Genomic DNA, 23,320 nt, shown 5'->3' with positions numbered 1-23,320 from the left:
ACGGGCCCTCGGTGAGGCCCGCGGGGCGAACGGAGACCGTTCCGGGGCGCGTGTCCAAGCGCGCCCCGGAGCCGGCCCGCCGCGGACCCCGCTCGGGTCCGCGGCTACCGGCCGGGAGCCGTCCCTCCCGGCCGGAGTTCCTCAGTCGGTCAGCTCTGCGCGGTGATCCGCGCCAGCCGCTGTGCTTCGGCCCGCGTGGCGCGGGCGATCGCGTCCTCGTCGGCCGTCAGCAACCGACCGTCCTCGACGATCTGCCGCCCGTCCACGAAGGATGCGGTGACCGGTGCCGCCGCGCCGAGGACCAGGGCGGTCACCGGGTCGGCGATCGAGGCGTGGGCCAGCGTGTCCATCCTCCACAGCACCAGGTCGGCCAGCTTGCCCGGCTCCAGCGAGCCGATCTGGCCGGCCCGGCCGAGCACCCGGGCGCCGCCGTAGGTGCCCAGGCGCAGCGCCTGGCGGGCGTTCAGGGCCGCCTCGCGGTGTGCGCCGAGGCGGTTGATCAGCAGGGCGTTGCGCAGTTCGGTGTGGAGTTCGCCGGACTCGTTGGAGGCGGTCCCGTCGACACCGAGGCCGACCGGGACGCCGGCCGCCAGCATGTCGGGGACCCGGGCGATTCCGGCCGCCAGGCGGGCGTTGGAGGAGGGGCAGTGCGCCACACCGGTCTTCGTGCGGGCGAAGGCGGCGATGTCGGAGTCGTTCATGTGGACGCAGTGCGCCATCCACACGTCCTCGCCCAGCCAGCCCGTGGACTCGAAGTAGTCGGTGGGGCCCATGCCGAACAGCTCGTGGCAGAACTTCTCCTCCTCGACCGTCTCCGAGCCGTGGGTGTGCAGCCGTACGCCGAGCCGGCGGGCCAACTGCGCGGCCTGCTGGAGCAGTTCGGTGGAGACGGAGAACGGGGAGCAGGGGGCGACGGCGACCTGCGTCATGGCGTCGAAGGAGGCGTCGTGGTGCCGCCGGACGGTCTCCTCGGTGGCGGCGAGCGCGCCCTGGAGCGTCTCCACCGCGAAGTCCGGCGGCAGTCCGCCGTCCTTCTCGCCGCGGTCCATCGACCCGCGGGCCAGGGTGAACCGCACGCCCATCTCGCGGGCCGCCCGGATGATCGCGCCGGACAGGTCTCCGGAGCCGTGCGGGAAGACGTAGTGGTGGTCCATGGCGGTGGTGACGCCGCCGCGGGCCATCATCGCCAGCGACCCCTGGGCCGCCGCGTACACCATCTCCTCGTCGATGCGCGCCCACGTCGGGTAGAGCGCGACGAGCCAGTCGAACAGATTGTGGTCGGTGGCCAGGCCCCGGGTGATCCACTGGTAGAAGTGGTGGTGGGTGTTGACCAGACCGGGCGTGGCCAGATGGCCGCTCGCGTCGATCCGGCGCACCACGTCCTTCAGCCCCTCGGGGGCCTTGCCCGCGCCGACCGACTCGATCCGGTTGCCGGCGAGGACGAGGTGTCCGGAGGCGTACTCGGTGTCGTCCGCGTCCACGGTCGCGATCGCGCAGTTCTCGATGACGATGCGCTGGGCTGCCGATGGTGCCATTGCGCTTCCTTGTCGTTGGTGGCGGCCCGTGGACGTGGGACGTCCACGGGGAGGGCACGGCAGGACCCTAGGAGGATTTGAGTGCCGGAGCGGTGCTGCTCCGGGTGCCGAGGTGGTGGAAGAACAGGTTGAGCATGACGGCGACGATGGCGCCGGCGCTGATTCCGGAGCCGAGGACGGTCTGCGCCCAGGCGGGGAACTGGGTGTAGAAGGTGGGCGCGGCCAGCGGGATGATGCCGGCGCCGAGGGCCACGGCGACCAGGATGATGTTGGAGCTGTCGTCCAGTCCGGCCTCGGACAGGGTGCGGATGCCGCTGACGGCGATCGAGCCGAACAGCACGATGCCCGCGCCGCCGAGGACCGGCATGGGGACCAGGGAGACGACCGCGCCGAGGACCGGGAAGGCGCCGAGGACCAGCAGGGCGGAGCCGGCGACGGCGACGACGTAGCGGCTGCGTACCCGGGTCAGTGAGACGACGCCGACGTTCTGGGCGAAGGCGGAGGTGGGGAAGCCGCCGAAGACGGGGCCGAGCAGGGTGGCGAGGCCGTCGGTGCGCAGGCCGCGGGTGATGGTCCGGGCGTCGGCGCGGCGGTCGCAGATCTCGCCGAGGGCGAGCATGCCGGCGCTGGACTCGGTCATCAGCACCAGCATCACGATGCACAGCGACAGGATGGCCGCGGGCTGGAAGACGGGGGCGCCGAAGGCGAAGGGGGTGGGCAGCGCGGCGACCGGGGCGGACGCGAGGCCGCGGAAGTCGGCCATGCCGAACGGAAGGGCGGCCAGGGTGCCGATGAGCAGTCCGAACAGCAGGGCGACCTGCTTGACGAAGCCCTTGCCGAAGCGCTGGATCAGCAGGATGACCGCGAGGGTGAACGCGGCGAGGGCGAGGTTCCTCATGGAGCCGAAGCCGGCGGCGGTCTTGTCGCCTCCCTGCGCCCAGCCGACGGGCACGGGCATCAGGGTGACCCCGATGAGGGTGATCACCACGCCGGTGACCAGTGGCGGGAAGAACTTCAGCAGCCGTCCGAAGAACGGGCCGACGGCCAGGCAGAAGGCGCCGGCGATCATCACCGCGCCGTAGATCGCGGGGAGTTGGTGGCCCTTGGCGTTGTTCTCGGCGATGGCGAGGATGGGGGCGATGCCGGCCGAGGAGGCGGCGTTCACGAACGGCAGGCGGTTGCCCACGAGTTGCCTGACGCCGATGGTCTGGAGGATCGTCGCGACGCCGGCGATCAGCAGGCTGGCGGCGATGAGCCGGGTGCGGCCCGCGATGTCGAGTCCGCAGGCCTGGCCGATGATGAGCGGAGGGGTGACAACGCCCGCGTACATGGCGGCGATGTGCTGGAGTGCGGCGGGGACGAGCCGCGAGGGGTGGAGTTTCTCGTCGACCGGGTGCACGGACGTGACGGCGTCCTCGGTGTGCACCGGCGGGGTGGAACACGGGCCTTCGACAGGCCCTTGAGCAGGCAGTGCCATTTCGTTCCCTCCGGTGTGGCGCGCCACCGGTCCGGAGAGCGGGTCCGGTGGCGCGCGTCCCGCGTCAGAGGTTGGTCATGTCGACCGGGATGAGCTGCTCAGCGCCGTCCCGCAGGATGGTGGCCTCGATCAGGCCATAGGGGCGGTCGGCGGCGTAGTAGACGGCGCCGTCCTTGGCATCGTTTTCGATCCCGAAGGGCGACAGGTCCGAGCGGAAGTGGTGCTTGTTGGGCATCGAGAAGCGGATCTCGTCGACCTCATCGCGGGAGTTCAGCACCCGCACACCCATCTCGAAGAGGGTCTGCTGGAGCGAGTACGAGTAGGTCTCGGCGAACGCCTGCAGCGCGTGCTTGCGCACCCCGTTGTACGAGCGCTCCCAGTCAGGGGCGTGCGAGTCGATGCCGTTCCAGTTGTGCCGCCACCAGGTGGAGACGGTGGTGGCGAGGATGCGGTCGTGGTCCTCCTCAAGGGAGGTGTACTTGTCCTTCAGGAAGCCGAAGAACTCGGAGTTGGTCGAGTTCAGGACGGTCAGGTCCTTGAACCCGGAGAGCACCTGGATTCCGTGGCCGTCGTAGGTGATCTGCGCGACGCGGGTCTCCTGGCCCTTGCGGACGAAGGAGTGGGCGATCTCGTCCGAGCCGACGAAGCGCGCGCCGGACTGCGAGGTCTCGATCCGCTCCCAGGCGTACTCTTCGACGCGGATGCGGGCCCGGTGGATGGGCTCGGTGCTGTCCACGAAGTGGCGGGCGAGCTTGACACCGAAGTCCTCGGCGCTCTGGATCCCGTGTTCCTTGGCGAAGGCGAACACCGTGTTCTTGGTGGTGTCGGTCGGCAGGACGTTCGCGTTGGAACCGCTGCGGTGGACCTCCTCCATGTCGCCGGAGAGGGCGATGGAGACGTTCAGGTCCTTGATGTGGTGCGTGTCGCCGTCACGCGTGATCTTGACGACTCGGTTCTCGGCCTTGCCGTACTGGTTCTGTCCCAGGACGAAACGGGTCATGGTGTCGGTCAGCTCCCTCGGTAAACGGAGTAGCCGAACGGGTTGAGCAGCAGCGGAACGTGGTAGTGCTCACCGGGCACCACCGCGAAGGCGATGGTGACCTCGGGGAAGAACACCGGCCGGCCGTTCTCGCTGTCCCGGAGCGCGGGGGCGTCCTGCTGGGCCGCGGCTTGTTTCTTGGCGAAGTACGTCTCGGTGTCGAACTCGAGCCGTACGTGGGTGGTGCCCTCCGGCAGCGCCGGAAGGTCCTTGCACCGCCCGTCGGCGTCGGTCGAGGATCCGCCGAGCGCCCGCCAGTCCGCGTCACGGCCCGAACGGGCCAGGATGTGGACGGCGACGCCCTGGGCGGGGCGGCCGGCGGAGGTGTCCAGGATGTGCGTGGACACGGAGGCGGTGGTCTCGGTGCTCATGGTTTCCTCTTCGGGCGTCTTCTCAGGCGTCTGCGAGCAGTCGGGCGAGCCGGATGCGGTTGATCTTCCCCAGTTCGCTGCGGACGATCTCGCGTTCCTGCTCCGGCGCGTTGCCGATCCGCTCCTTGAGCGCGTCGCGCATCTGCTCGCCGGTCCGGCCGGTGGCGCAGATGAGGAAGACGTGGCCGAACTTGTCCTGGTAGGCCAGGTTGAGGTCGAGCATCTCGGCCTTGAGTTCCTCGGAGGCGCCGGCCATACCGCGCTGTTCGCGGGCCGAGGCCGGGTCGCCGGGCTTGGGACGGCCTATCGGCGGGTGGCCGGCCATCGCCTCCCCGAGGTCCGCGGGGGTCAGCTCCGCCATGGCGGCGTCGCTCGCGGCTTCGAGGTCGTCGGGGGTGTCGCAGGGCCGGGCCGCCAGCAACCGCTCGGCCCACGCCGTGCTGGCGCACGCCTCCAGAAGGGCCGCTCGGGCCGCGTCTTCGGGGAGGGCGTTGAATCGGGCGAGGCCCGGTGGCGTTGAGGTCGAAGTCACGGGAGCCTCCGTGGGCTGTTGACGGCCTTCGCGTTGAACGGGCTGCGCATAGCTAACGCCCTGACGAACACCGCGTCAACAGTTTGTTGAAAAATCCGGGACGCCGGGCCCGGTGGCGGCTCAGCCCTGCTTGTCGCGGTTGAGGTAGTTGTAGACGGTGAAGCGGCTGACGCCCAGCGCGCTCGCCACGGTCTCCACCCCGTGCCGGACGGAGAAGGCGCCGCGCGCCTCCAGCACCCGCACGACCTCCTGCTTGGCCTTGCGGTCCAGGTCCGCGAGCGGCATGCCCTGCCTGCGCTCCATGGCGGCCAGGATGTGGTCCAGCGAGTCGGCGAGCTGCGGCAGGCGTACGGCGACGGCGACGGCACCCTCCCAGGAGAGCACGACGTCGTCGGGGCCGGCCTCGTCGGGCGGGAGCATCCGGCCGCCGATCGCGTCGACCAGCGGCTTCAGGGCCGCGATGAAGGGCTCCTCCCCGATCACCTGACGTCCTCCCCGATCACGGTGACCTGAAGGGAGATCCGGGTGGCGCCGGCCCCGAGGGTCCTGCGCAGCAGGGCGTCCACGGCGTCCAGGACGGCGTCGGCGCCCCCCTCGGCCGTGTTGCCGAACGGGCCGACGTCCACGGCGTCCAGTTCGGCGGCCTCGACGACCTCCCGCGCCACCACCGCGTGCGCGGGGGCCTCGTCCAGGTCGAACGGTTCGGTCGTGAACTCCACTCTCAATCGCACGCGCACAACCTAACGCGCGGGCCGCTTTCCGGGCAGTCCCGGCGACCGGGATCCACACAGGAGCCCACACCCTCTTGACAAGCCGCGACACCCCCCGGCAGTCTTCCATTACGCAGAAACGAACTTCCACTATACGGAATACGGCGACAACGGAAGGGAGCGCGGCCCTGATGGGATTCGCAGACCAGCGCTTCAACGTCAACCTGTCGATCCTCTTCACGGAACTCCCGCTCCTGGAGCGGCCGGCGGCCGCCGCCGCGGCCGGCTTCACCGCGGTCGAACTGTGGTGGCCGTGGATCGACTCCCCCACCCCGGAGCGTTCCGAGACCGATGCCCTGAAGAAGGCGATCGAGGACGCGGGCGTACAGCTCACCGGCCTGAACTTCTACGCGGGCAAGCTCCCGGGCCCCGACCGTGGCGCACTGTCCGTCCCCGGTGAGGAGTCGGAGAGGTTCCGCTCCAACATCGACGTGGCCGCGGACCTCGCCCAGTCCCTCGGCTGCACGGCCCTGAACGCCCTGTACGGCAACCGGGTCGAGGGTGTGGACCCGGCCGAGCAGGACGCGCTCGCGCTGGACAACCTGGTCCTCGCGGCCCGGGCCGCCGACCGGATCGGCGCGATCCTGCTGATCGAGGCGCTGAACAAGCCGGAGTCACCGCTGTACCCGCTGGTGAGCGCGCCCGCCGCCGTCGAGGTGGTGGACAAGGTGAACGCGGCGTCGGGCCTCGGCAACGCCAGGTTCCTGATGGACCTGTACCACCTGTCCATGAACGGCGAGGACCTGCCGTCGGTGATCGAGCGGTACGCCGCGCGGACCGGCCACGTCCAGATCGCCGACAACCCCGGCCGCGGCGCGCCCGGCACGGGCTCGCTCCCGCTGGAGGACCTCCTCGACCAGCTGGGGAAGGCCGGTTACGACGGCTGGGTCGGCCTGGAGTACAAGCCGGGCGACAGGCCGAGTGCCGAGGCCTTCGCGTGGCTGCCGGCCGGGGCCCGAGCGGCACGCTGACCAGCCCGGGCACCTCCCAGGGCCCCGACTCCCAGACGCAGCACAGAAGTTAGAGAGGCACCCGCACATGACCACCACCCTTCCCAAGGTTGCCTGGGTCGGCCTCGGCATCATGGGCTCCCCCATGTCCGAGAACCTGATCAAGGCGGGCTACGACGTCACCGGCTACACGCTGGAGCAGGCGAAGCTGGACCGGCTGGCCGCCGCGGGCGGCACTGCGGCGGGCTCGATCGCCGAGGCGGTCCGGGACGCCGACGTGATCATCACGATGGTGCCCGCGTCGCCGCAGGTCGAGGCCATCGCGTACGGCCCGGACGGCATTCTGGAGAACGCGCGCTCCGGCGCTCTGCTGATCGACATGTCCTCGATCACCCCGCAGACCTCGATCGACCTGGCCGCCGCCGCCACGGACAAGGGCATCCGGGTCCTGGACGCCCCTGTCTCCGGCGGTGAGGCGGGCGCCGTCGAGGCGGTGCTGTCGATCATGGTCGGCGGCGAGCAGGCCGACTTCGACACGGCCAAGCCGCTCTTCGACGCCCTGGGCAAGACCATCGTGCTGTGCGGCCCGCACGGCTCCGGCCAGACCGTGAAGGCCGCCAACCAGCTGATCGTCGCCGTGAACATCCAGGCGTGCGCCGAGGCCGTGGTCTTCCTGGAGAAGTCGGGCGTGGACCTGAAGGCGGCGCTGGACGTCCTCAACGGCGGCCTGGCCGGCTCGACCGTGCTGACGCGGAAGAAGGACAACTTCCTCCAGCGGGACTTCAAGCCGGGCTTCCGCATCGACCTGCACCACAAGGACATGGGCATCGTGACGGACGCGGCCCGCACCGTCGGTGCCGCCCTGCCCGTCGGCGCGGTGGTCGCCCAGCTGGTGGCCTCCCTGCGCGCGCAGGGCGACGGCGGCCTGGACCACTCGGCCCTGCTGCGGGCCGTGGAGCGCCTGTCGGGCGCCCAGGTCTGACGGACCCCAGACCTCCGGACGGCGCCGCCGCCGACACCAGTCATGTCGCGCCCAGGCGGCGGCGCCGTCCGGATCCACCACCTCTTGTTCAACAAACTGTTGACGCGCCGATCACACCGATCCTAGGCTCCACGCCAGCGGAAACTCCACGAAGCGGAAACGTATTTCCGCTGCTCCTCTGCACGGAAGGTCCCTGATGTCGAAGCGCGTCCTCACGACCGAGTCCGGCGCCCCGGTCGCCGACAACCAGAACTCCGCCTCCGCCGGTATCGGCGGCCCCCTCCTCCTCCAGGACCAGCACCTGCTGGAGAAGCTGGCGCGCTTCAACCGCGAGCGCATTCCGGAGCGCGTGGTGCACGCCCGCGGCTCCGGCGCCCACGGCCACTTCGAGGTGACCGACGACGTCACCGGCTACACCCACGCCGACTTCCTGAGCACGGTCGGCAAGCGCACCGAGGTGTTCGCGCGCTTCTCCACGGTGGCGGACTCCCTCGGCGGCGCGGACGCGGTGCGCGACCCGCGCGGTTTCGCGGTGAAGTTCTACACCGAGGAGGGCAACTACGACCTCGTCGGCAACAACACGCCGGTGTTCTTCGTCAAGGACCCGGTGAAGTTCCCCGACTTCATCCACTCGCAGAAGCGCGACCCGTTCACGGGTCGCCAGGAGCCGGACAATGTCTGGGACTTCTGGGCGCACTCCCCCGAGGCCACGCACCAGGTGACCTGGCTGATGGGCGACCGCGGCATCCCTGCCTCGTACCGCCACATGAACGGCTACGGCTCGCACACCTACCAGTGGACGAACGCCGACGGCGAGGCCTTCTTCGTCAAGTACCACTTCAAGACCAACCAGGGCATCCGCTGCCTGTCCACCGAGCAGGCCCAGGAGATCGCGGGCACGGACCCGGCCTCCCACCAGACGGACCTGCTCCAGGCGATCGAGCGCGGGGTACACCCGTCCTGGACGCTGTACGTCCAGATCATGCCGGCGGCCGAGGCGGCCGACTACCGCTTCAACCCCTTCGACGTGACCAAGGTCTGGCCGCACAAGGACTACCCGCTGCGGCGGGTGGGCCGGCTGGTCCTGGACCGCAACCCGGACAACGTGTTCGCCGAGGTCGAGCAGGCCGCGTTCTCCCCGAACAACTTCGTGCCGGGCGTCGGCCCGTCGCCGGACAAGATGCTCCAGGGGCGGCTGTTCGCCTACGCCGACGCCCACCGCTACCGCCTGGGCGTCAACCACACCCAGCTCGCGGTGAACGCCCCGAAGGCCGTGCCCGGCGGCGCGGACAACTACGGCCGTGACGGCCTCATGGCGTCCAACTCCCAGGGCCGGTATGCCAAGAACTACGAGCCGAACTCCTACGACGGCCCCGTCGAGACCGGCCGTCCGCTGTCGGCCCCGCTGGCGGTGACGGGCCACACGGGCACCCACGCGGCGCCCCCGCACACCAAGGACGACGACTTCTTCCAGGCCGGCGAGCTGTACCGGCTGATGTCAGAGGAGGAGAAGCGGCGTCTGGTCGCGAACATCGCCGGCGGCCTCTCGCAGGTCTCCCGCGACGACGTGATCGAGAAGAACCTCGCGCACTTCCACGCCGCCGACCCGGACTACGGCAGGCGCGTGGAGGAGGCGGTACGCGCCCTGCGCGAGGAGTGACACCAAGAGCCGCGTACGGGGTCCGCCGGGAGGTCATGCCCCGGACCCCGTACGCATACGGCCCGCCCGGGCCGTCGGACGACCCGGATGAGGGGTGGCCGTCCGATGGCCGTGCGGGCGCGTGGACCGCGGCGGCGTGCGAGCCAGTGCGGTGGTGAAGGCGACGGAGCGTTCTCCCGACCGGAGAGAGGGCGTCCCGGAGCCGTCGCACCCGCCGCGGTCCCGGCCACCCGCCTCGCGCAGAACGGTTCTGCCGCGAGGCCCCTGATCCCGTCCGGCGGCGCGAATGTCCTGTCGCGCCCAGTCTCGCGCCGTCGGACGGCAACCAAGCGGACCGGAGGAGGAGCGCCGGACCCGGGTCGGAACCCGGGTCCGGCGCTCCTCGTCGTCCACCTGGTCCCGGTGTCCCCGGGGTGCGGACCGGGGACCGGCGCAGGAGGCTGAGGACCAGGAGGCTGAGGACATGGACAACCCCACGAAGTATCCGCACATCGTGGTGCACGCACCGGCCCTGGACGGCTCCCGGCGGGTGACCGAGGGCGACGTGACCCTCGGACTCGCGTCCCACCTGGACGACGTGGTCGAAATCCTCCGGCTGGCCGACCTGGACCGCGTAGAGGTGGAGGAGAGCGACCTCATCGAATGGCAGGGCGGCGGCCCCGAAACCTGGCCGGGCCTACCGGAACACGACGACACCTGAACGCACGGCGCAGCCGGGCCACCGGACGGCCGGAGGACGAGCGGCCGGGGTGTCTACCGCAGTGGGCGTACCGCGGGTACGGCTTGCTCAAATCATGCTCTGAAGTAGGGGCGGCAGGTATCGGGTAGGCCCGGCTGCGGGCACATTCTCCTCGACGGGGCCCGCCGGTACGGGGGCGGCGGGCCCCGTGTTCCGGCCGCTGGGGGTGCCATGGACAGTGACGCAACGAACCGGCTCGCGCCGCACGAGATCGCGTTTCTAAGGGGCGGCCGCCGCGCCGCCGTCACGGTCGCCGTGCTCGCTCTGCAGGCGCGGGGAGCCGTCAAACCCGGACGCGGCGGCACGATGCGCACCGCGGGGCCGGCCCACGGCGCCAGGGCGGATCTCCCCGCCCTGACCCACCTGGCGAAGACCGTGCACGCCGCTCTCTACCGCCCCGCGGGCATGCGGCAGTTGCTGGACCGGGAGCCCGTCGCCCTCGCGCTGATCGACCTGCGCTACGAACTCACCGTCGCCGGGCTGCTGCGCGTCTTCCCGCCCGGGCGCACCCGGGCCGGCCGGCGGACCCTGCGGGACCTGCGGAACCGGCATCCGCTGCCCGCGAACGGAAGGGGCCTGTCGTTCGACGACCGGCTGCTGGCCGTGGCCCTGTACGGGGACCGGGCGCTGACCCGGCTCGTGCCGCGCTTCGCGCGGGAGGCGGGACTCCTCGGGCGGGGCGGGACGACCGAACGGGAGCTGCGGCAGTCCTGGGGCGGCGGCGGCTCGGGCGGGTTCAGCTGCGCCTCCGTGTGACGGTACCGAGGTACGCCAGAACAGCATGGGGACAGCATGAAGGGGACGGCCCGCTGCGGGCGGGCCGTCCCCTTCGATCGGCGTCCGTGCCTCAGACCTTCAGCGTCCTGATGGAGGTCGGGGCGTGGCCGGGCTCCGTGGCCACTTCCTCGAACTCGACGACGTTGCCGATGTCGTTGGTGCCCGACATCGAGATGTTGGTGACGCGCTCCAGGATCGCCTCGACGACGACCGGCACCCGGTGCTCGGCGGCGAGCTTCTTGGCCTCCTCGAGGGCGGCGCCGAGCTCATTGGGGTCGGTCACCCGGATTGCCTTGCAGCCCAGGCCCTCGGCGACCTTGACGTGGTCGACGCCGTAGACGCCCAGCTCGGGCGAGTTGATGTTCTCGAACTCCAGGTTGACCTGGAAGTCGATGTCGAAGGCCCGCTGCGCCTGGCGGATCAGGCCCAGGTAGGAATTGTTGACCAGCACATGGACGTAGGGGATCTTGTGCTGCGCGCCGACCGCCAGCTCCTCGATCATGAACTGGAAGTCGTAGTCGCCGGAGAGTGCGACGACGGACGCCTCCGGGTCGGCCTTGGCGACACCGAGCGCGGCCGGGACGGTCCAGCCGAGCGGCCCGGCCTGGCCGCAGTTGATCCAGTGCCGCGGCTTGAAGACGTGCAGCATCTGGGCGCCGGCGATCTGCGAGAGGCCGATGGTGGAGACGTACCGGGTCTCCGGGCCGAAGGCCTTGTTCATCTCCTCGTAGACGCGCTGCGGCTTGATCGGGATGTCGTCGAAGTGCGTACGGCGCTGCAGCTTAGCCCGCTTCTCCTGCGCTGCGTCCGCCCAGGCTGAGCGGTCGGGCAGCCGTCCGGCCGCCTTCAGCTCCCGCGCCACCTCGACGAACAGCTCCAGCGCGGCCTTGGCGTCGGAGGCGATGCCGTAGTCCGGGGCGAAGATCTTGCCGATCTGGGTGGGCTCGATGTCGACGTGGACGAACTTCCGGCCGGCCGTGTAGACGTCCAGCTTGCCGGTGTGGCGGTTGGCCCAGCGGTTGCCGATGCCGAGGACGAAGTCGGACTCCAGGAAGGTCGCGTTGCCGTAGCGGTGCGAGGTCTGGAGGCCGACCATGCCCGCGTTCAGCTCGTGGTCGTCGGGCAGGACGCCCCAGCCCATCAGGGTCGGGACGACCGGAGTGCCCGTCAGCTCGGCGAACTCCACGAGGAGTTCGGCCGCGTCGGCGTTGATGATGCCGCCGCCCGCGACGATCAGCGGCCGCTCGGACTCGTTGAGCAGCGCGATCGCCTTCTCGACCTGGGCGCGGGTCGCGGCCGGCTTGTAGACGGGCAGCGGCTCGTACGTCTCCGGGTCGAACTCGATCTCGGTGAGCTGGACGTCGATCGGCAGGTCGATCAGGACCGGGCCGGGCCGGCCGGAGCGCATCAGGTGGAAGGCCTGCTGGAAGACGCCGGGGACCTGCGCGGCCTCCAGGACGGTGACGGCCATCTTGGTCACCGGCTTGGCGATGGAGGCGATGTCGACAGCCTGGAAGTCCTCCTTGTGGATCACGGCGGTGGGGGCCTGGCCCGTGATGCACAGGATCGGGATGGAGTCGCCGGTGGCCGAGTACAGGCCCGTGATCATGTCGGTGCCGGCGGGGCCGGAAGTGCCGATGCAGACGCCGATGTTGCCCGCGTGGGTCCTCGTGTATCCCTCGGCCATGTGCGAGGCGCCCTCCACATGGCGGGCGAGGGTGTGGTTGATACCGCCGGACGCCTTGAGCGCCGCGTAGAAGGGGTTGATCGCGGCGCCCGGCACACCGAACGCGGCGGTGACGCCCTCGCGCTTGAGGATCTCAACTGCCGCACGGGCAGCGGTCATACGAGCCATCGAGTTCTCCTGCTTCGGCTGTCTTCGGCTGTCGGATTCGCACGCCCGTCGCGCCCCGCGGTTGTGACTCTTCCGTATAGCGGAAACTACTTTCTACGATCTGGAAGCAATGTAAGTGCGGCCCGCAAAGTGCGTCAAGAGTGGGCAAGGGGCGGCCTCGGATGGCGGAAACTCCGGGCGGGCGGGGGCTCGGCGGAGCCCCACGGGACGCTCCCCGACCGCCACCCCCGGTGCGACGCCCTGGAATGAGCCATGCCCGGGAGTGCCCCGCCGCGCCGTCCGACCTGCCGCCGCGCACACGTCCGTACGACTCCGCCCCGGCCGCGCGCCTGCGCGGCCGGGGCGGAGCCGCCGGCTGTGACGTTCGAGACGGCTGTCTGCTGGACGGCCGTCTATTCGTGGCCCGGACCGGGCCGAGCGGAGTCGTTCGAGGTCGTTCCGGGTTTGGTGTGGAGGACCTCGCGGGCCTGCTCGGCGGCGCGGGTGATGCTCTCGCTGATGAAGTCGAGGAAGCGGGCGATGTTCTCCAGGCGGGTGGCCGCGGGAGTGTGGGGGCCGAGCACGGCGACGCCCTGGCGTGCGGTCTCGACGAGCTGGTCGTTGGATCGGGCGCTGGCGATCGTCGCCTGGTAGAAGAGTTCGTCGTCGACGATGTAGCGGTCGCGGCGGCGCTCGTCGCGTTCTCGGCGGACGAGGCTCTGACTCTCCAGGAAGGCGATCGCCTTGGAGATGGACGCCGGGCTGACCTGGAGGCGCCGGGCGAGCTGGGACGCGGTGAGACTGCCGGCGTCGGTGGTGAACAGGCAGGTCAGCACCCGGGCCGTCATCTTGGGCAGGCCCGAGGCCATGAGGACGGTGGTGAGCGTCTCCTCGTACTCGGCCACGGCCTCGGCGTCGCGTCCGTGCGACTGGGGGACCGACTCCGACCCACGGGACGGGGCGGGCCCGCGCCGGCGAGCGCGGCGTTCGGTGGCGCGATGGGCCAGGTCGGCACGGTAGGCGGTGGGGCCGCCGTTGCGCATCACCTCACGCGTGACCGTCGAGGTCGGACGGTCGAGGCGGCGGGCGATCTCGGCGTAGGGGAGGCTGTCGGCCAGCCCCAGCGCGATCTGCCGGCGTTCCTGCTGGGTGAGCCTGCCTCCCGGCATCGCGATCTCCTTGGTGATCCTTCGTGGCGGTCCCCGCCCTCACCCTCACCCTAGCGTTCACTCATCACCCATTGCAACGCTCGGAGCAGCCGCCGTTGCGTTACCGGCGAGACCGTTGCAACAATTCCCAGGCCTTCACCTGCACTTTTGTCGATTCTGCGCAACGAATATGTTGATGGTTCTTGAAAAGCAACGTAGCGTTTCTGGCATCGGAAACAACGAGCCAGCACGGGAGAGCATGATGCAGAAGTTCGACACCCCCGCCCCGATCTCCGCCGTCCTGGACATCCCCGCCGGACGCGTCCAGTTCATCGCCGCCGACCGCGCCGACACCACCGTCGAGGTCCTGCCCGCCAACCCCTCCAAGAAGCGCGACGTCCAGACCGCCGAGCAGACCAGCGTCGCCTGCACCGACGGCGTCCTGCGGATCCACACCCCCGAGCCCAGGAACCAGGCCTTCGGCCCCTCCGGATCCCTGGAGGTCACCGTCCAGCTGCCCGCCGGCTCCCGCGTCGAGGGCAAGGCCGCCGGTTCCGAGCTCCGCGGCGTCGGCCGCCTCGGTGACGTCGTCTTCGAAGGCGCGTACCGCCAGATCAAGATCGACGAGGCCGCGAGCGTCCGCCTCACCGCGATCGACGGCGATGTCGAGGTCGGCCGGCTCGGCGGCCCCGCGGAGATCAGCACCGCGAGGGGCGACATCCGGATCACCGAGGCCGTGCGCGGCACGGTCGTGCTCCGCACCCAGTCCGGCGACATCTCGGTCGCCGCCACCGGCGGCGTCTCGGCCGCGCTGGACGCCGACACCGGCTACGGCCGCGTCAGCAACTCCCTCAAGAACGACGGCACCGTCGAACTCGACATCCGCGCCACCACCTCACAGGGCGACATCACCGCCCGCAGCCGCTGAAGGAGCGGCAACAGGCCCATCCGGCCGGGCCTGACGCGATCGAGAGCCTGCAGATCGAGGCGTTCGGCGGGCTGTTCCTTCCAGGCCGCCGTCCGGGATGTCGATGGCGGGGGCACCCCGCAGCCGGTGAACCGCACGGCCGGCGCCTCGGGCACCACAGGTGCGCGAGGCGCCGGCCGTCCGCTCACAGGGCGTACTTCTCGCGGAGTTCGATCTTGCGCACCTTCCCGGAGACGGTCATCGGGAAGGAGTCCAGGACCCGCAGCAGGCTGGGGATCTTGTAGTGGGCCAGCCGGCCCTCGCAAAAGGCCCGCAGGTCCTCCAGGGTCAGCGGATCGGCCGCGTCCAGCGGGATGACGCAGGCCAGCACCTCCTCGCCGTACTTCTCGTGCGGCACGCCGACCACCTGGACATCGCGGATCTTCGGGTGGCCGTAGAGGAACTCCTCGATCTCGCGCGGGTAGATGTTCTCGCCGCCGCGGATGATCATGTCCTTGATACGGCCGACGATCTCGACGTACCCGTCCTCGCGCATCACCGCCAGGTCGCCCGTGTGCATCCAGCGGCCCGGGTCGACGGCCTCGGCGGTCTTCTCGGGCTCGTTCCAGTAGCCGAGCATCACGCTGTAGCCGCGGGTGCACAACTCGCCTGCCGTGCCGCGGGGTTGGGTGACTCCGGTGGCCGGGTCGACGACCTTGGCCTCGAGGTGCGGCAGTACGCGGCCGACCGTGCCGGTGCGGTGTTCGAGGTCGTCGTCCATCCGGGTCTGGAGGGAGACCGGCGAGGTCTCGGTCATGCCGTAGCAGATGGAGACCTCCTCCATGTGCATCTCGGCGACCACCCGCTTCATCACCTCCACCGGGCAGGGCGAGCCCGCCATGATGCCGGTGCGCAGGGAGGTGAGGTCGTACGACGCGAAGTCGGGGAGGTTCAGCTCGGCGATGAACATCGTCGGCACCCCGTACAGCGAGGTGCAGCGCTCCTGCTGCACGGCCTCCAGGGTGGCCTTCGGCTCGAAGGACGGCGCCGGGATGACCATGCAGGCGCCGTGCGAGGTCGCCGCCAGGTTGCCCATCACCATGCCGAAGCAGTGGTAGTACGGCACGGGGATGCAGACCCGGTCCCGTTCGGTGTAGCCGACCGTACGGCCCACCCAGTAGCCGTTGTTGAGGATGTTGTGGTGGGAGAGGGTGGCGCCCTTGGGGAAACCCGTGGTGCCCGAGGTGTACTGGATGTTGACCGGGTCGTCACAGCTCAACTCGGTCTGTATCGCCGTCAATCGTTCCACCGTCACATCGGCTCCGGCGGACGTCAGCGCGTCCCACGACGGGTCGCCGATGTAGACGGTCTCCCGCAACTCGGGGCACTTGACGCGAACTTGCTCGACCAGCGCCCGGTAGTCGGTGGTCCGGTGGGCCTGCGAGGCGACCAGCAGCGAGATGCCGGCCTGCCGGAGCACGTACTCCACCTCGTGGGCCCGGTAGGCCGGGTTGATGTTCACCATGATCACGCCGATGCGCGCGGTGGCGTACTGGACGAGCACCCACTCGGGGCAGTTGACCGCCCAGATCCCGACCCGGTCGCCCTTGGACACGCCCTTGGCGAGCAGTCCGCGCGCCACCTCGTCGACGGCGGCGCCGAACTCGGCGTAGGTCCAGCGGCGTCCGGAGGACACGTCGACGAGCGCCTCGCGGTCGCCGAAGGCGGCGACCGCCCGGTCGAGGTTGGCGCCGATGGTGTCGCCCAGCAGCGGGGTGCCGCTGGTTCCGTGGGCGTAGGACAGTTCAGTCGCCTGGAATTCGCTCATCGGAAGTCCTCCTCGCGGTACTCGTTCGCCGAGCCCTCGGCCGTGGCCTCGCGCAGCTCGATCCGGCGGATCTTGCCGGAGACGGTCTTGGGCAGCTCGCCGAACTCCAGGCGGCGGATGCGCTTGTAGGGGGCGAGCACCTCCCGGGAGTGCTCGAAGAGGACCTTCGCGGTGCCGGTGCCGGGCTCCCAGCCCTCGGCGAGGACGACGTACGCCTTCGGCACCGCCAGGCGCAGCGGGTCCGGCGCGGGCACGACCGCCGCCTCGGCCACCGCCTCGTGCTCCAGCAGGGCGCTCTCCAGCTCGAACGGGCTGATCTTGTAGTCGGAGGCCTTGAAGACGTCGTCGGACCGCCCGATGTACGTCAGGTATCCCTCCTCGTCCCTGGAGGCGACGTCTCCCGTCCGGTAGTAGCCGCCGGCCATCGCCTCCGCGGTGCGGTCCGGGTCGCCGTGGTAGCCGGTCATCAGGCCGACCGGGCGTGCGGACAGGTCGAGCGCGATCTCGCCCTCGGCGGCGCCGGGCGCGCCGGACACCGGGTCGAGCAGTTCGACTCGGTAGCCGGGGCTGGGCCGTCCCATGGAGCCGGTCTTCAGCGGCTGGCCGGGGCTGTTGGAGACCTGCACGGCGGTCTCGGTCTGCCCGAAGCCGTCCCGGATGGTCACGCCCCAGGCGCGCCGGACCTGCTCGATGACCTCGGGATTCAGCGGCTCGCCCGCGGCCACGGCCGCGCGGGGCGGGGTGCGCAGCTGGGTGAGGTCGGCCTGGATCAGCATGCGCCACACGGTCGGCGGGGCGCAGAAGGTGGTGACGCCCGCGCGGTCCATCTCGGCCATCAGGCGGGCGGCGTCGAAGCGGGTGTAGTTGTGGATGAAGACGGTCGCCTCGGCGTTCCACGGCGCGAACAGGTTCGACCAGGCGTGCTTGGCCCAGCCGGGCGAGGAGATGTTCAGGTGCACGTCCCCCGGCTTCAGGCCGATCCAGTACATGGTCGCCAGGTGCCCGACGGGGTACGAGACATGGGTGTGCTCCACCAGCTTGGGGCGGGCCGTGGTGCCCGAGGTGAAGTACAGCATCAGCGGGTCGTCGGCGAGGGTGGGCCCGTCCGGGACGAACGCGGCGGGGGCGGCGTACGCGTCCTCGTAGGGCTCCCAGCCCTCCTCCGGCAGGCCGCCGACCGAGATACGGGTGTAGGCGCCGGGGACGTCGGCGAACTTGGCGGTGTCGGCGGCGCGTACGATCACGTGCTTGACCCGGCCGCGTTCGACGCGGTCGGTCAGGTCGGCCGGGCCCAGCAGCGGGGTGGCGGGGATGACGACCGCGCGCAGCTTCATCGCGGCGAGCGCGGTCTCCCACAACTCGGCCTGGTTGCCGAGCATGACGAGGATGCGGTCCCCGGCGGCGACACCGCGGTCGCGCAGCCAGTTCGCCGCGCGGCTGGAACGCTCGGACATCTCGGCGAAGGAGAGGCGGGTCTCGGTGCCGTCCTCCTCGACGATGTGCAGGGCGGTGCGGTCGTTCCCCTCGGCGACGGCGTCGAACCAGTCCAGTGCCCAGTTGAAGTGGGAGGGGCGGGGCCACTCGAAGCCGGCGTAGGCGGTGGCGTAGTCCTCACGGTGTTCCAGCAGGAAGTCCCGCGCCCTGCGGAAGAGCTCCGTCGCCGTCGTCATCTGTCCTCCTTGGTCCCGGACCATTGCCGGGCGGCTCTCTGCCATCGTGTAATCCGTGATGTGCGTCTCACCACCCCCGAACGGGGGTGTGGTGAGTGGGAAGGTCCATGACGGTCCACGGCGAAGGGGCGAGCGGGTGAGAGCGGACGCGTCCGGGGCGGCGGAGATCCGTGGTGCGCTGGTACGGCTGCGGCGTGCGACGGGCCTCCCGGTCGCCTTCGGCGGCCTGGTCGAGCCGGGCCGGCCGCGGGTGCGGATCAGCGAGCTGACCGGCACGACGACGCTCGCGCTCAGGGCGCTCGCGGTGAGCTCCGGCAACGGGCTCGGCGGCAAGGCGGTGGCGCTCGCCCGCCCGTGCGCGGTCACGGACTACTCGCTGTCCCCGCGGATCAGCCACGAGTACGACGTCCCGGTCGCCGCGGAGGGGCTGCGCTCGGTGCTGGCCGTGCCGGTGGTCGTACGGCGCCGGGTGCGCGGCGTGCTCTACGGCGCGCTGCGCACGGCCCAGCCGCTGGGCGACCGGACGCTGAGCGCGGCCGTGGAGGCGGCGCGGGACGTGGAGCAGGCGCTGGTGGCGGAGGAACAGGCGCGGGACCTGCTGACGGCGTCCCGTGCGGCGGCCGCCCCGGACCCCGCGGACGGGGTCGCCTGGGAGCAGGTCCGCGAGGCCCACGCGGCCCTGCGCGCCCTGGCCCCCCGGATCTCCGATCCCGGCCTGCGCGCCGAACTCCTGAACGCCTGCGGCCTGCTGACCACGGCGGCCACCCCGGTGGCGGACGTGAGCCTGGCCCCCCGCGAGATCGACGTCCTGACCTGCGTCGCCGCCGGCGCGACCAACGCCGCCGCGGCGACCCGCCTGGGCCTGAGCCCGGAAACCGTCAAGAGCTACCTCCGCGCAGCCATGCGCAAACTGGGCGCCCACACCAGAGGCGAGGCAGTGGCGACGGCCCGCCGAGCGGGGGTACTGCCGTAGGGGCAGGGGGCCTTGGCCCGCGACGGAAGCAGGGGTAGTGGCGGGCGGGGCGCAGCCCGGCACAGCGGGCGCAGCCCGGCACAGCGGGCGCAGCCCGGCACAGCGGGCTTCCGGCGCCCGGCCGGGGGCGGGCGCCGCCAGGGGGTAACGGCAGCGGTGCCCGCGCCGGAGCAGCGGCGGGCTCGCCGGGCACGGCCCGGAACGCGGGGGTGGCGGGTGGACAGGCGCAGCCCGATGAGCAGGCTTCCGGCACCCGACCAGGGGCGGGATACCGGCAGGCACCGCCCGCAGGGGGATACCGGCGGCGCCGCCGGGACAGCGGCGGGCCCGCCGGCCCGGCCCGGAACGTGGGCGCAGCCCGTGGACGGCCCAGTGCGGGACTCCGCGGCATCGGCCGGGAGGCTGGGACTTGGGCACCGGCGGGAACGACTCCCGCAGGGCTACCGGGAGCGGTGCCGGCGCCAGGGCGGCGGCAGGCTCGCCGGGCACGGCCCGGAACTCGGGCGCAGCCCGTGGGCGGGCTACCGGCACCGGCGGGAACACGCACCCCCGCGGGGCGTACCGGCAGCGGCGGGCTCACCGGGTTGGCCCGGGACGCGGGTCCTGCCCCGGCCGAGGTCGAGCCCCCGGCACGCACCGGCGGGCGCGGCTCTCGTAGGGGTGCCGGTAGCCGGGGCGGGAAGGCCGACGCGTGGAGTGTCGGTGGGGGTGTGGCGGGGGTACCGTCGGAGGGATCTGCTCGTGGGGGGCGTATTCATTCAGTGGTGCTTTGAATATGGGCGTGCTCCGGGCGCTGTTATTTCCCTCACCACCCCGGCTGTCCGAAATTCACGGGCGGGTTGCCTAGAATTTGGCCCGAACACGACACTCGAGGGGAGCGGTGACCGTGCGACGGGACTTCAAGGGCCCTGCGAGCTGCCGTTCCGAGCTGGTCATCGGCCAGGAGGAGCCGTCCGCGGCGGCGCGGGAGCAGCTCGCGCGCGGTGGGAGTGTGCTACTGCACGGGCCGGCCGGAATAGGAAAGTCGACGGTGCTGCGGGCATTGGCCGCGGAATATGCCCCGAACGCCCGCACCGTGTTGCGCTGCTCCGCCACCGAGTCCGAATCCCACCTGCCCTTCCTCGCCCTGGCCGACCTCTTCGGCCTGGTCCTGGACGAGGTGTCCGGCAAGCTGCCCGCCGCCCAGCACACCGCGCTGGAGTCGGCGCTCACCGGCCGCGGCGAGTCCACCCTCCAGCGCGACGGCCTCGCCCTGCGCCTGGCCGTGCTCTCCACGCTGCGCGCGCTCGCCGCGAAGGGCCCGGTCCTGATCGTCGCCGACGACCTCCAGTGGCTGGACTCGGCCAGCGCCGAACTGCTCGGCTTCGCCGCCCGGCGCCTCGGCGAGACACCCGTGCAGATGCTGTGCGCGGTGCGGACCGAGGACGAGGAGTACGACCGCCACCTGCGCGCCTCCCCGCCCGACACCCTCTCCGTCCGGCTGGGCCCGCTGACCCGCACCCAGGTCTCCGCCCTGCTCGGCCACCGCGGCTACGCCGGACTGCCCCGCTCCACGGTCCGCGACATCCACCGCACCAGCGGCGGCAACCCCCTGTTCGCACTGGAGCTGGGCCGCGCCCTGGCCGAGAGCCCCACCCCGCCCCGTCCGGGCGAGCCGCTGCCGGTGCCGACCTCGCTGCGCGCCCTCGTCCTGAGCCGGCTGGAGATGCTGTCGGACGAGGCCCGGCGAACCCTGCTGGTGGCCAGTGCCGGCGCCCGCCCCACCCCCGCCCTGCTGCACGCGGCCGGCCGCGGCAACGCCGAGGCCGAGTGCGCGCAGGCCGCTGAACTGGGGCTGCTGGCCACCGAGCGGGAGGGCCCCGCCGTACGGTTCGCGCACCCGCTGATATCGGCCGCGCTGTACGCGGAGGCCCCCGCCCAGGAACGGAGGGCCGCCCACGCCGCGCTGGCCACCGCCGCCCCCGACCCCATCGAGCGGGCCCGGCACCTGGCGCTGGCCACCACCGGCACCGACCCGGAGGTGGCCGCACAGCTCGCCGAGGCCGCCGCGCTGGCGCGGGACCGCGGGGCGCCCTCGGTGGCCGCCTCGCTGGGCCTGCTCGCCGCCCGGCACACCCCGGCCGGCAGCGGGCCGGGCCCGGACGGCCGGCGGTTGCAGGCCGCCGAGGACGCCATCATGGCCGGCGAGGTCGACCTCGCCCGGGATCTCGCCCGCGAGGTGCTGACCCGGGCCACCGTGCCCGCCGAACGGGTCCGGGCCTGGATGGTGGTGATCGAGTCGGCCGGCCAGGCCCTCGGGGACGTGGACGCCGTCTTCCCGCAGGCGCTCGCCGACGCGGGCGACGACCCGCGGCTGCTCGCCCTGGTCCACTACCAGCTGGCCTGGCGCGGCTTGGTCGTGGAGGGCGACTTCGCCGAGGCCCGCCAGGAGGCCGCGCACGCCGCCGAACTGGCGGAGCGCGGCCGGGACCGGCGCACCGAGCTGATGGCGCTCGCCTTCCAGGCCTCCACCGAGACCCTGATGGGGCATCCGAACGCCCCCGCCACCATCAAGCGGGCGCTGCGGGAGCCTCAGCACCCGTACGTCGCCTGCCATCACAACGGCGTCGGCTCGGCCCGCTACCGCTGGCTGCTGATGAGCGACCGGCTGGCCGAGGCCCGGGCGACGATCACCGCGCTGCTGCGCGAGGTGCGGCGCCGCGGCATGGTCGAGAGCGAGGTGCACTTCCTGCGCCTGCTCGCCGAGACCGAACTGCGTTCCGGCCACTGCGGCCGGGCCCTGGACCTGTCCCGCGAGAGTCTGCGGATGGCCCGGGACACCGGCATCGGCGAGAGCGCCTCGGCCACGCTCGCCTCCCTCGCCGAGGCCTCCGGCGGCAGCACCGACCGGGCGCTCGCACTGGCCCGGGAGGCGGTGGGGCACGCCGAGGAGGACGGCGACCAGATGTATCTCTCGCGCGCCCTGACCGCCCTGGGGCACGCCCAGTTGGTGGCCGGGGACGACCAGGCCGCCGTGACGGCGCTGCGCCGGGTGCGGGAGCTGGAGCTGAGGCTCGGCATCACCGATCCGGCGCGCGGCCGCTGGCACGGCGACCTCGCGGAGGCCCTGGTGCGGACCGGGGAGCAGGCCGAGGCCCAGCGCGTCATCGACGTGGCCCGCGAGCACGCGCTGCGGCTCGGCCGCGAGAGCGTGCTGGCCGTACTCGACCGGTCCGAGGCGCAGGTGCGGGCGGCCCGCGGCGACCAGGACGCGGCCGTGGCCCAGTTGACGTCCGCACAGGACCGGCTGGCGAAGCTCGGCAACGGTCTGGAGGAGGCCCGCGCCGCGTTCGCGCTGGCTCGGCTGCGCACCCTCGCCCCGGCCCTGGGGGTCGGCCGGACAGGGACGGCCACCGTGCCGGTGCCGACGTCGTACGACGAGGCGGCGCGGCTGTTCCGGCGCTGCCGCGCGCTGCCGTGGCTGCGCCGGGTGGAGGAGGCCGCCGCCGCCCGGCCCAAGCAGCAGGCGGAGGTGGCCCCGGCGGCGCTGGACGGACTGGCGGCCATGGAGCGCCAGGTGGCGGCGCTGGTCATGGAGGGCGCGACGAACCGGGAGATCGCCGCGCGGCTGTTCATCAGCGTCAAGACGGTGGAGGCGACCCTGACCCGTGTCTACCGCAAGCTGGGGATCCGTTCGCGCGTCGACATCGTCCGATTGGCGGCAGGCCGGCGCGCGAAGTGAGCGCCGCACGGGTTGACTGTCCGCGTGGACGCCGGTGAGGGCGGCACCGGAAGGCGCCGCGGGACGAGCGGGGACCACCGGGGGGCCACCGTGGGACCACCGGGAGGGACCGAGGGTTTTCCCTGCCCAACTCCCTTAGGGGGTTCCCTCATTGGAGGAGGGTGGGCCCGGACCTAGCGTAAGGGGCGTGCCGCTCGCCCGGGCACACGGGGTCCGAACACGGAACCCACGGCTCCCGTGCTCCACTCGCCCGCGCGACCCCCACCGGCCTGCCCCGAGGAGACGCATGTTCGGCCTCACCCGCGCCAGACGGACCGCCGCCGCGGTCGCGTTCGGCGCTGCCGCGGCCGCGCTGCCCACCGCCCCCTCCGCGGTCGCCGCCCCCCGGCCCGTGGTCGGCGGCACGC

General features: G+C 71.9%; 19 protein-coding genes. 8 read left to right on the top strand and 11 right to left on the bottom strand.

The genetic code is table 11. The annotated features are described in order from the left end of the window. Positions 1-149: 149 nt before the first annotated feature. From ACWEK3_RS21195 to ACWEK3_RS21165, 7 genes are all read right to left on the bottom strand, one after another. Positions 150-1,535 (bottom strand): 8-oxoguanine deaminase, encoded by a 1,386-nt coding sequence (locus ACWEK3_RS21195; RefSeq protein ID WP_376552550.1) that lies wholly within the window; start codon positions 1,533-1,535, stop codon positions 150-152. Between the two features lie 67 nt (positions 1,536-1,602). Further along, complete coding sequence (locus ACWEK3_RS21190; RefSeq protein WP_450540763.1) at positions 1,603-3,012, bottom strand: nucleobase:cation symporter-2 family protein; 1,410 nt, start codon at positions 3,010-3,012, stop codon at positions 1,603-1,605. Between the two features lie 64 nt (positions 3,013-3,076). Beyond that, a complete protein-coding gene (gene pucL / locus ACWEK3_RS21185; protein ID WP_390724595.1) occupies positions 3,077-4,012 on the bottom strand; it encodes a factor-independent urate hydroxylase in 936 nt (311 codons plus the stop codon). An 8-nt stretch (positions 4,013-4,020) separates the two neighbouring features. Further along, positions 4,021-4,422, bottom strand: coding sequence for a hydroxyisourate hydrolase (gene uraH / locus ACWEK3_RS21180; RefSeq protein ID WP_450540764.1), 402 nt, complete (start codon positions 4,420-4,422; stop codon positions 4,021-4,023). Positions 4,423-4,444: 22 nt separating this feature from the next. Then, the gene (gene uraD, locus ACWEK3_RS21175) at positions 4,445-4,954 is read right to left on the bottom strand and encodes a 2-oxo-4-hydroxy-4-carboxy-5-ureidoimidazoline decarboxylase (RefSeq protein WP_365430719.1); all 510 of its coding nucleotides are present in this window, start codon (positions 4,952-4,954) and stop codon (positions 4,445-4,447) included. 120 nt (positions 4,955-5,074) lie between these two features. Continuing rightward, entirely contained in the window at positions 5,075-5,437 is a 363-nt protein-coding gene (locus ACWEK3_RS21170) for a helix-turn-helix domain-containing protein (protein WP_361412247.1), read from the bottom strand. Next, positions 5,434-5,685: a hypothetical protein gene (locus ACWEK3_RS21165; protein ID WP_376403059.1), complete on the bottom strand. Its 252-nt coding sequence runs from the start codon at positions 5,683-5,685 to the stop codon at positions 5,434-5,436. The genes ACWEK3_RS21170 and ACWEK3_RS21165 overlap by 4 nt, the downstream gene beginning before the upstream one ends. Positions 5,686-5,855: 170 nt before the next feature. Here ACWEK3_RS21165 and ACWEK3_RS21160 point away from each other — a divergent pair, with 170 nt between their 5' ends. The 5 genes from ACWEK3_RS21160 (at position 5,856) to ACWEK3_RS21140 (ending at position 10,811) form a co-directional block, all read left to right on the top strand. After that, on the top strand, positions 5,856-6,695 hold the full coding sequence (locus ACWEK3_RS21160) for a TIM barrel protein (RefSeq protein WP_450540769.1): 840 nt from the start codon (positions 5,856-5,858) through the stop codon (positions 6,693-6,695). 67 nt (positions 6,696-6,762) lie between these two features. After that, positions 6,763-7,656: a 2-hydroxy-3-oxopropionate reductase gene (locus ACWEK3_RS21155; protein ID WP_450540770.1), complete on the top strand. Its 894-nt coding sequence runs from the start codon at positions 6,763-6,765 to the stop codon at positions 7,654-7,656. A gap of 196 nt (positions 7,657-7,852) precedes the next feature. After that, positions 7,853-9,316, top strand: a complete 1,464-nt coding sequence (locus ACWEK3_RS21150; RefSeq protein WP_365778034.1) for a catalase — start codon at positions 7,853-7,855, stop codon at positions 9,314-9,316. Positions 9,317-9,779: 463 nt separating this feature from the next. Then, complete coding sequence (locus ACWEK3_RS21145) at positions 9,780-10,016, top strand: hypothetical protein (protein ID WP_365437029.1); 237 nt, start codon at positions 9,780-9,782, stop codon at positions 10,014-10,016. A gap of 210 nt (positions 10,017-10,226) precedes the next feature. After that, complete coding sequence (locus ACWEK3_RS21140; protein WP_450547211.1) at positions 10,227-10,811, top strand: TIGR04222 domain-containing membrane protein; 585 nt, start codon at positions 10,227-10,229, stop codon at positions 10,809-10,811. A gap of 91 nt (positions 10,812-10,902) precedes the next feature. On the opposite strand, the gene gcl is transcribed toward ACWEK3_RS21140, so the two are convergent. Beyond that, positions 10,903-12,687 carry a glyoxylate carboligase gene (gene gcl, locus ACWEK3_RS21135; protein WP_450547210.1) on the bottom strand — a complete coding sequence of 595 codons (1,785 nt, stop codon included), beginning with the start codon at positions 12,685-12,687 and terminating at the stop codon, positions 10,903-10,905. Between the two features lie 392 nt (positions 12,688-13,079). Continuing rightward, a complete protein-coding gene (locus tag ACWEK3_RS21130; RefSeq protein WP_453250331.1) occupies positions 13,080-13,835 on the bottom strand; it encodes a helix-turn-helix domain-containing protein in 756 nt (251 codons plus the stop codon). 241 nt (positions 13,836-14,076) lie between these two features. Between ACWEK3_RS21130 and ACWEK3_RS21125 the strand changes: the two genes are divergently transcribed. Continuing rightward, positions 14,077-14,742, top strand: a complete 666-nt coding sequence (locus tag ACWEK3_RS21125; RefSeq protein WP_453250330.1) for a DUF4097 family beta strand repeat-containing protein — start codon at positions 14,077-14,079, stop codon at positions 14,740-14,742. Positions 14,743-14,926: 184 nt separating this feature from the next. Here the strand turns inward: ACWEK3_RS21125 and ACWEK3_RS21120 are convergent, their stop codons facing one another. Both ACWEK3_RS21120 and ACWEK3_RS21115 read right to left on the bottom strand, forming a co-directional pair. Further along, positions 14,927-16,549 (bottom strand): AMP-binding protein, encoded by a 1,623-nt coding sequence (locus ACWEK3_RS21120; RefSeq protein WP_450547208.1) that lies wholly within the window; start codon positions 16,547-16,549, stop codon positions 14,927-14,929. Next, on the bottom strand, positions 16,546-18,219 hold the full coding sequence (locus tag ACWEK3_RS21115) for an AMP-binding protein (protein ID WP_390728344.1): 1,674 nt from the start codon (positions 18,217-18,219) through the stop codon (positions 16,546-16,548). The genes ACWEK3_RS21120 and ACWEK3_RS21115 overlap by 4 nt, the downstream gene beginning before the upstream one ends. 136 nt (positions 18,220-18,355) lie before the next feature. Between ACWEK3_RS21115 and ACWEK3_RS21110 the strand changes: the two genes are divergently transcribed. Beyond that, positions 18,356-19,192 (top strand): response regulator transcription factor, encoded by an 837-nt coding sequence (locus ACWEK3_RS21110; RefSeq protein ID WP_450547207.1) that lies wholly within the window; start codon positions 18,356-18,358, stop codon positions 19,190-19,192. 880 nt (positions 19,193-20,072) lie between these two features. After that, the gene (locus ACWEK3_RS21105) at positions 20,073-22,913 is read left to right on the top strand and encodes an AAA family ATPase (RefSeq protein WP_453250329.1); all 2,841 of its coding nucleotides are present in this window, start codon (positions 20,073-20,075) and stop codon (positions 22,911-22,913) included. Positions 22,914-23,320 lie beyond the last annotated feature (407 nt).

This window comes from Streptomyces sp. NPDC004721, assembly GCF_053601495.1.
This window is presented reverse-complemented; position numbering and strand designations above follow the sequence as displayed.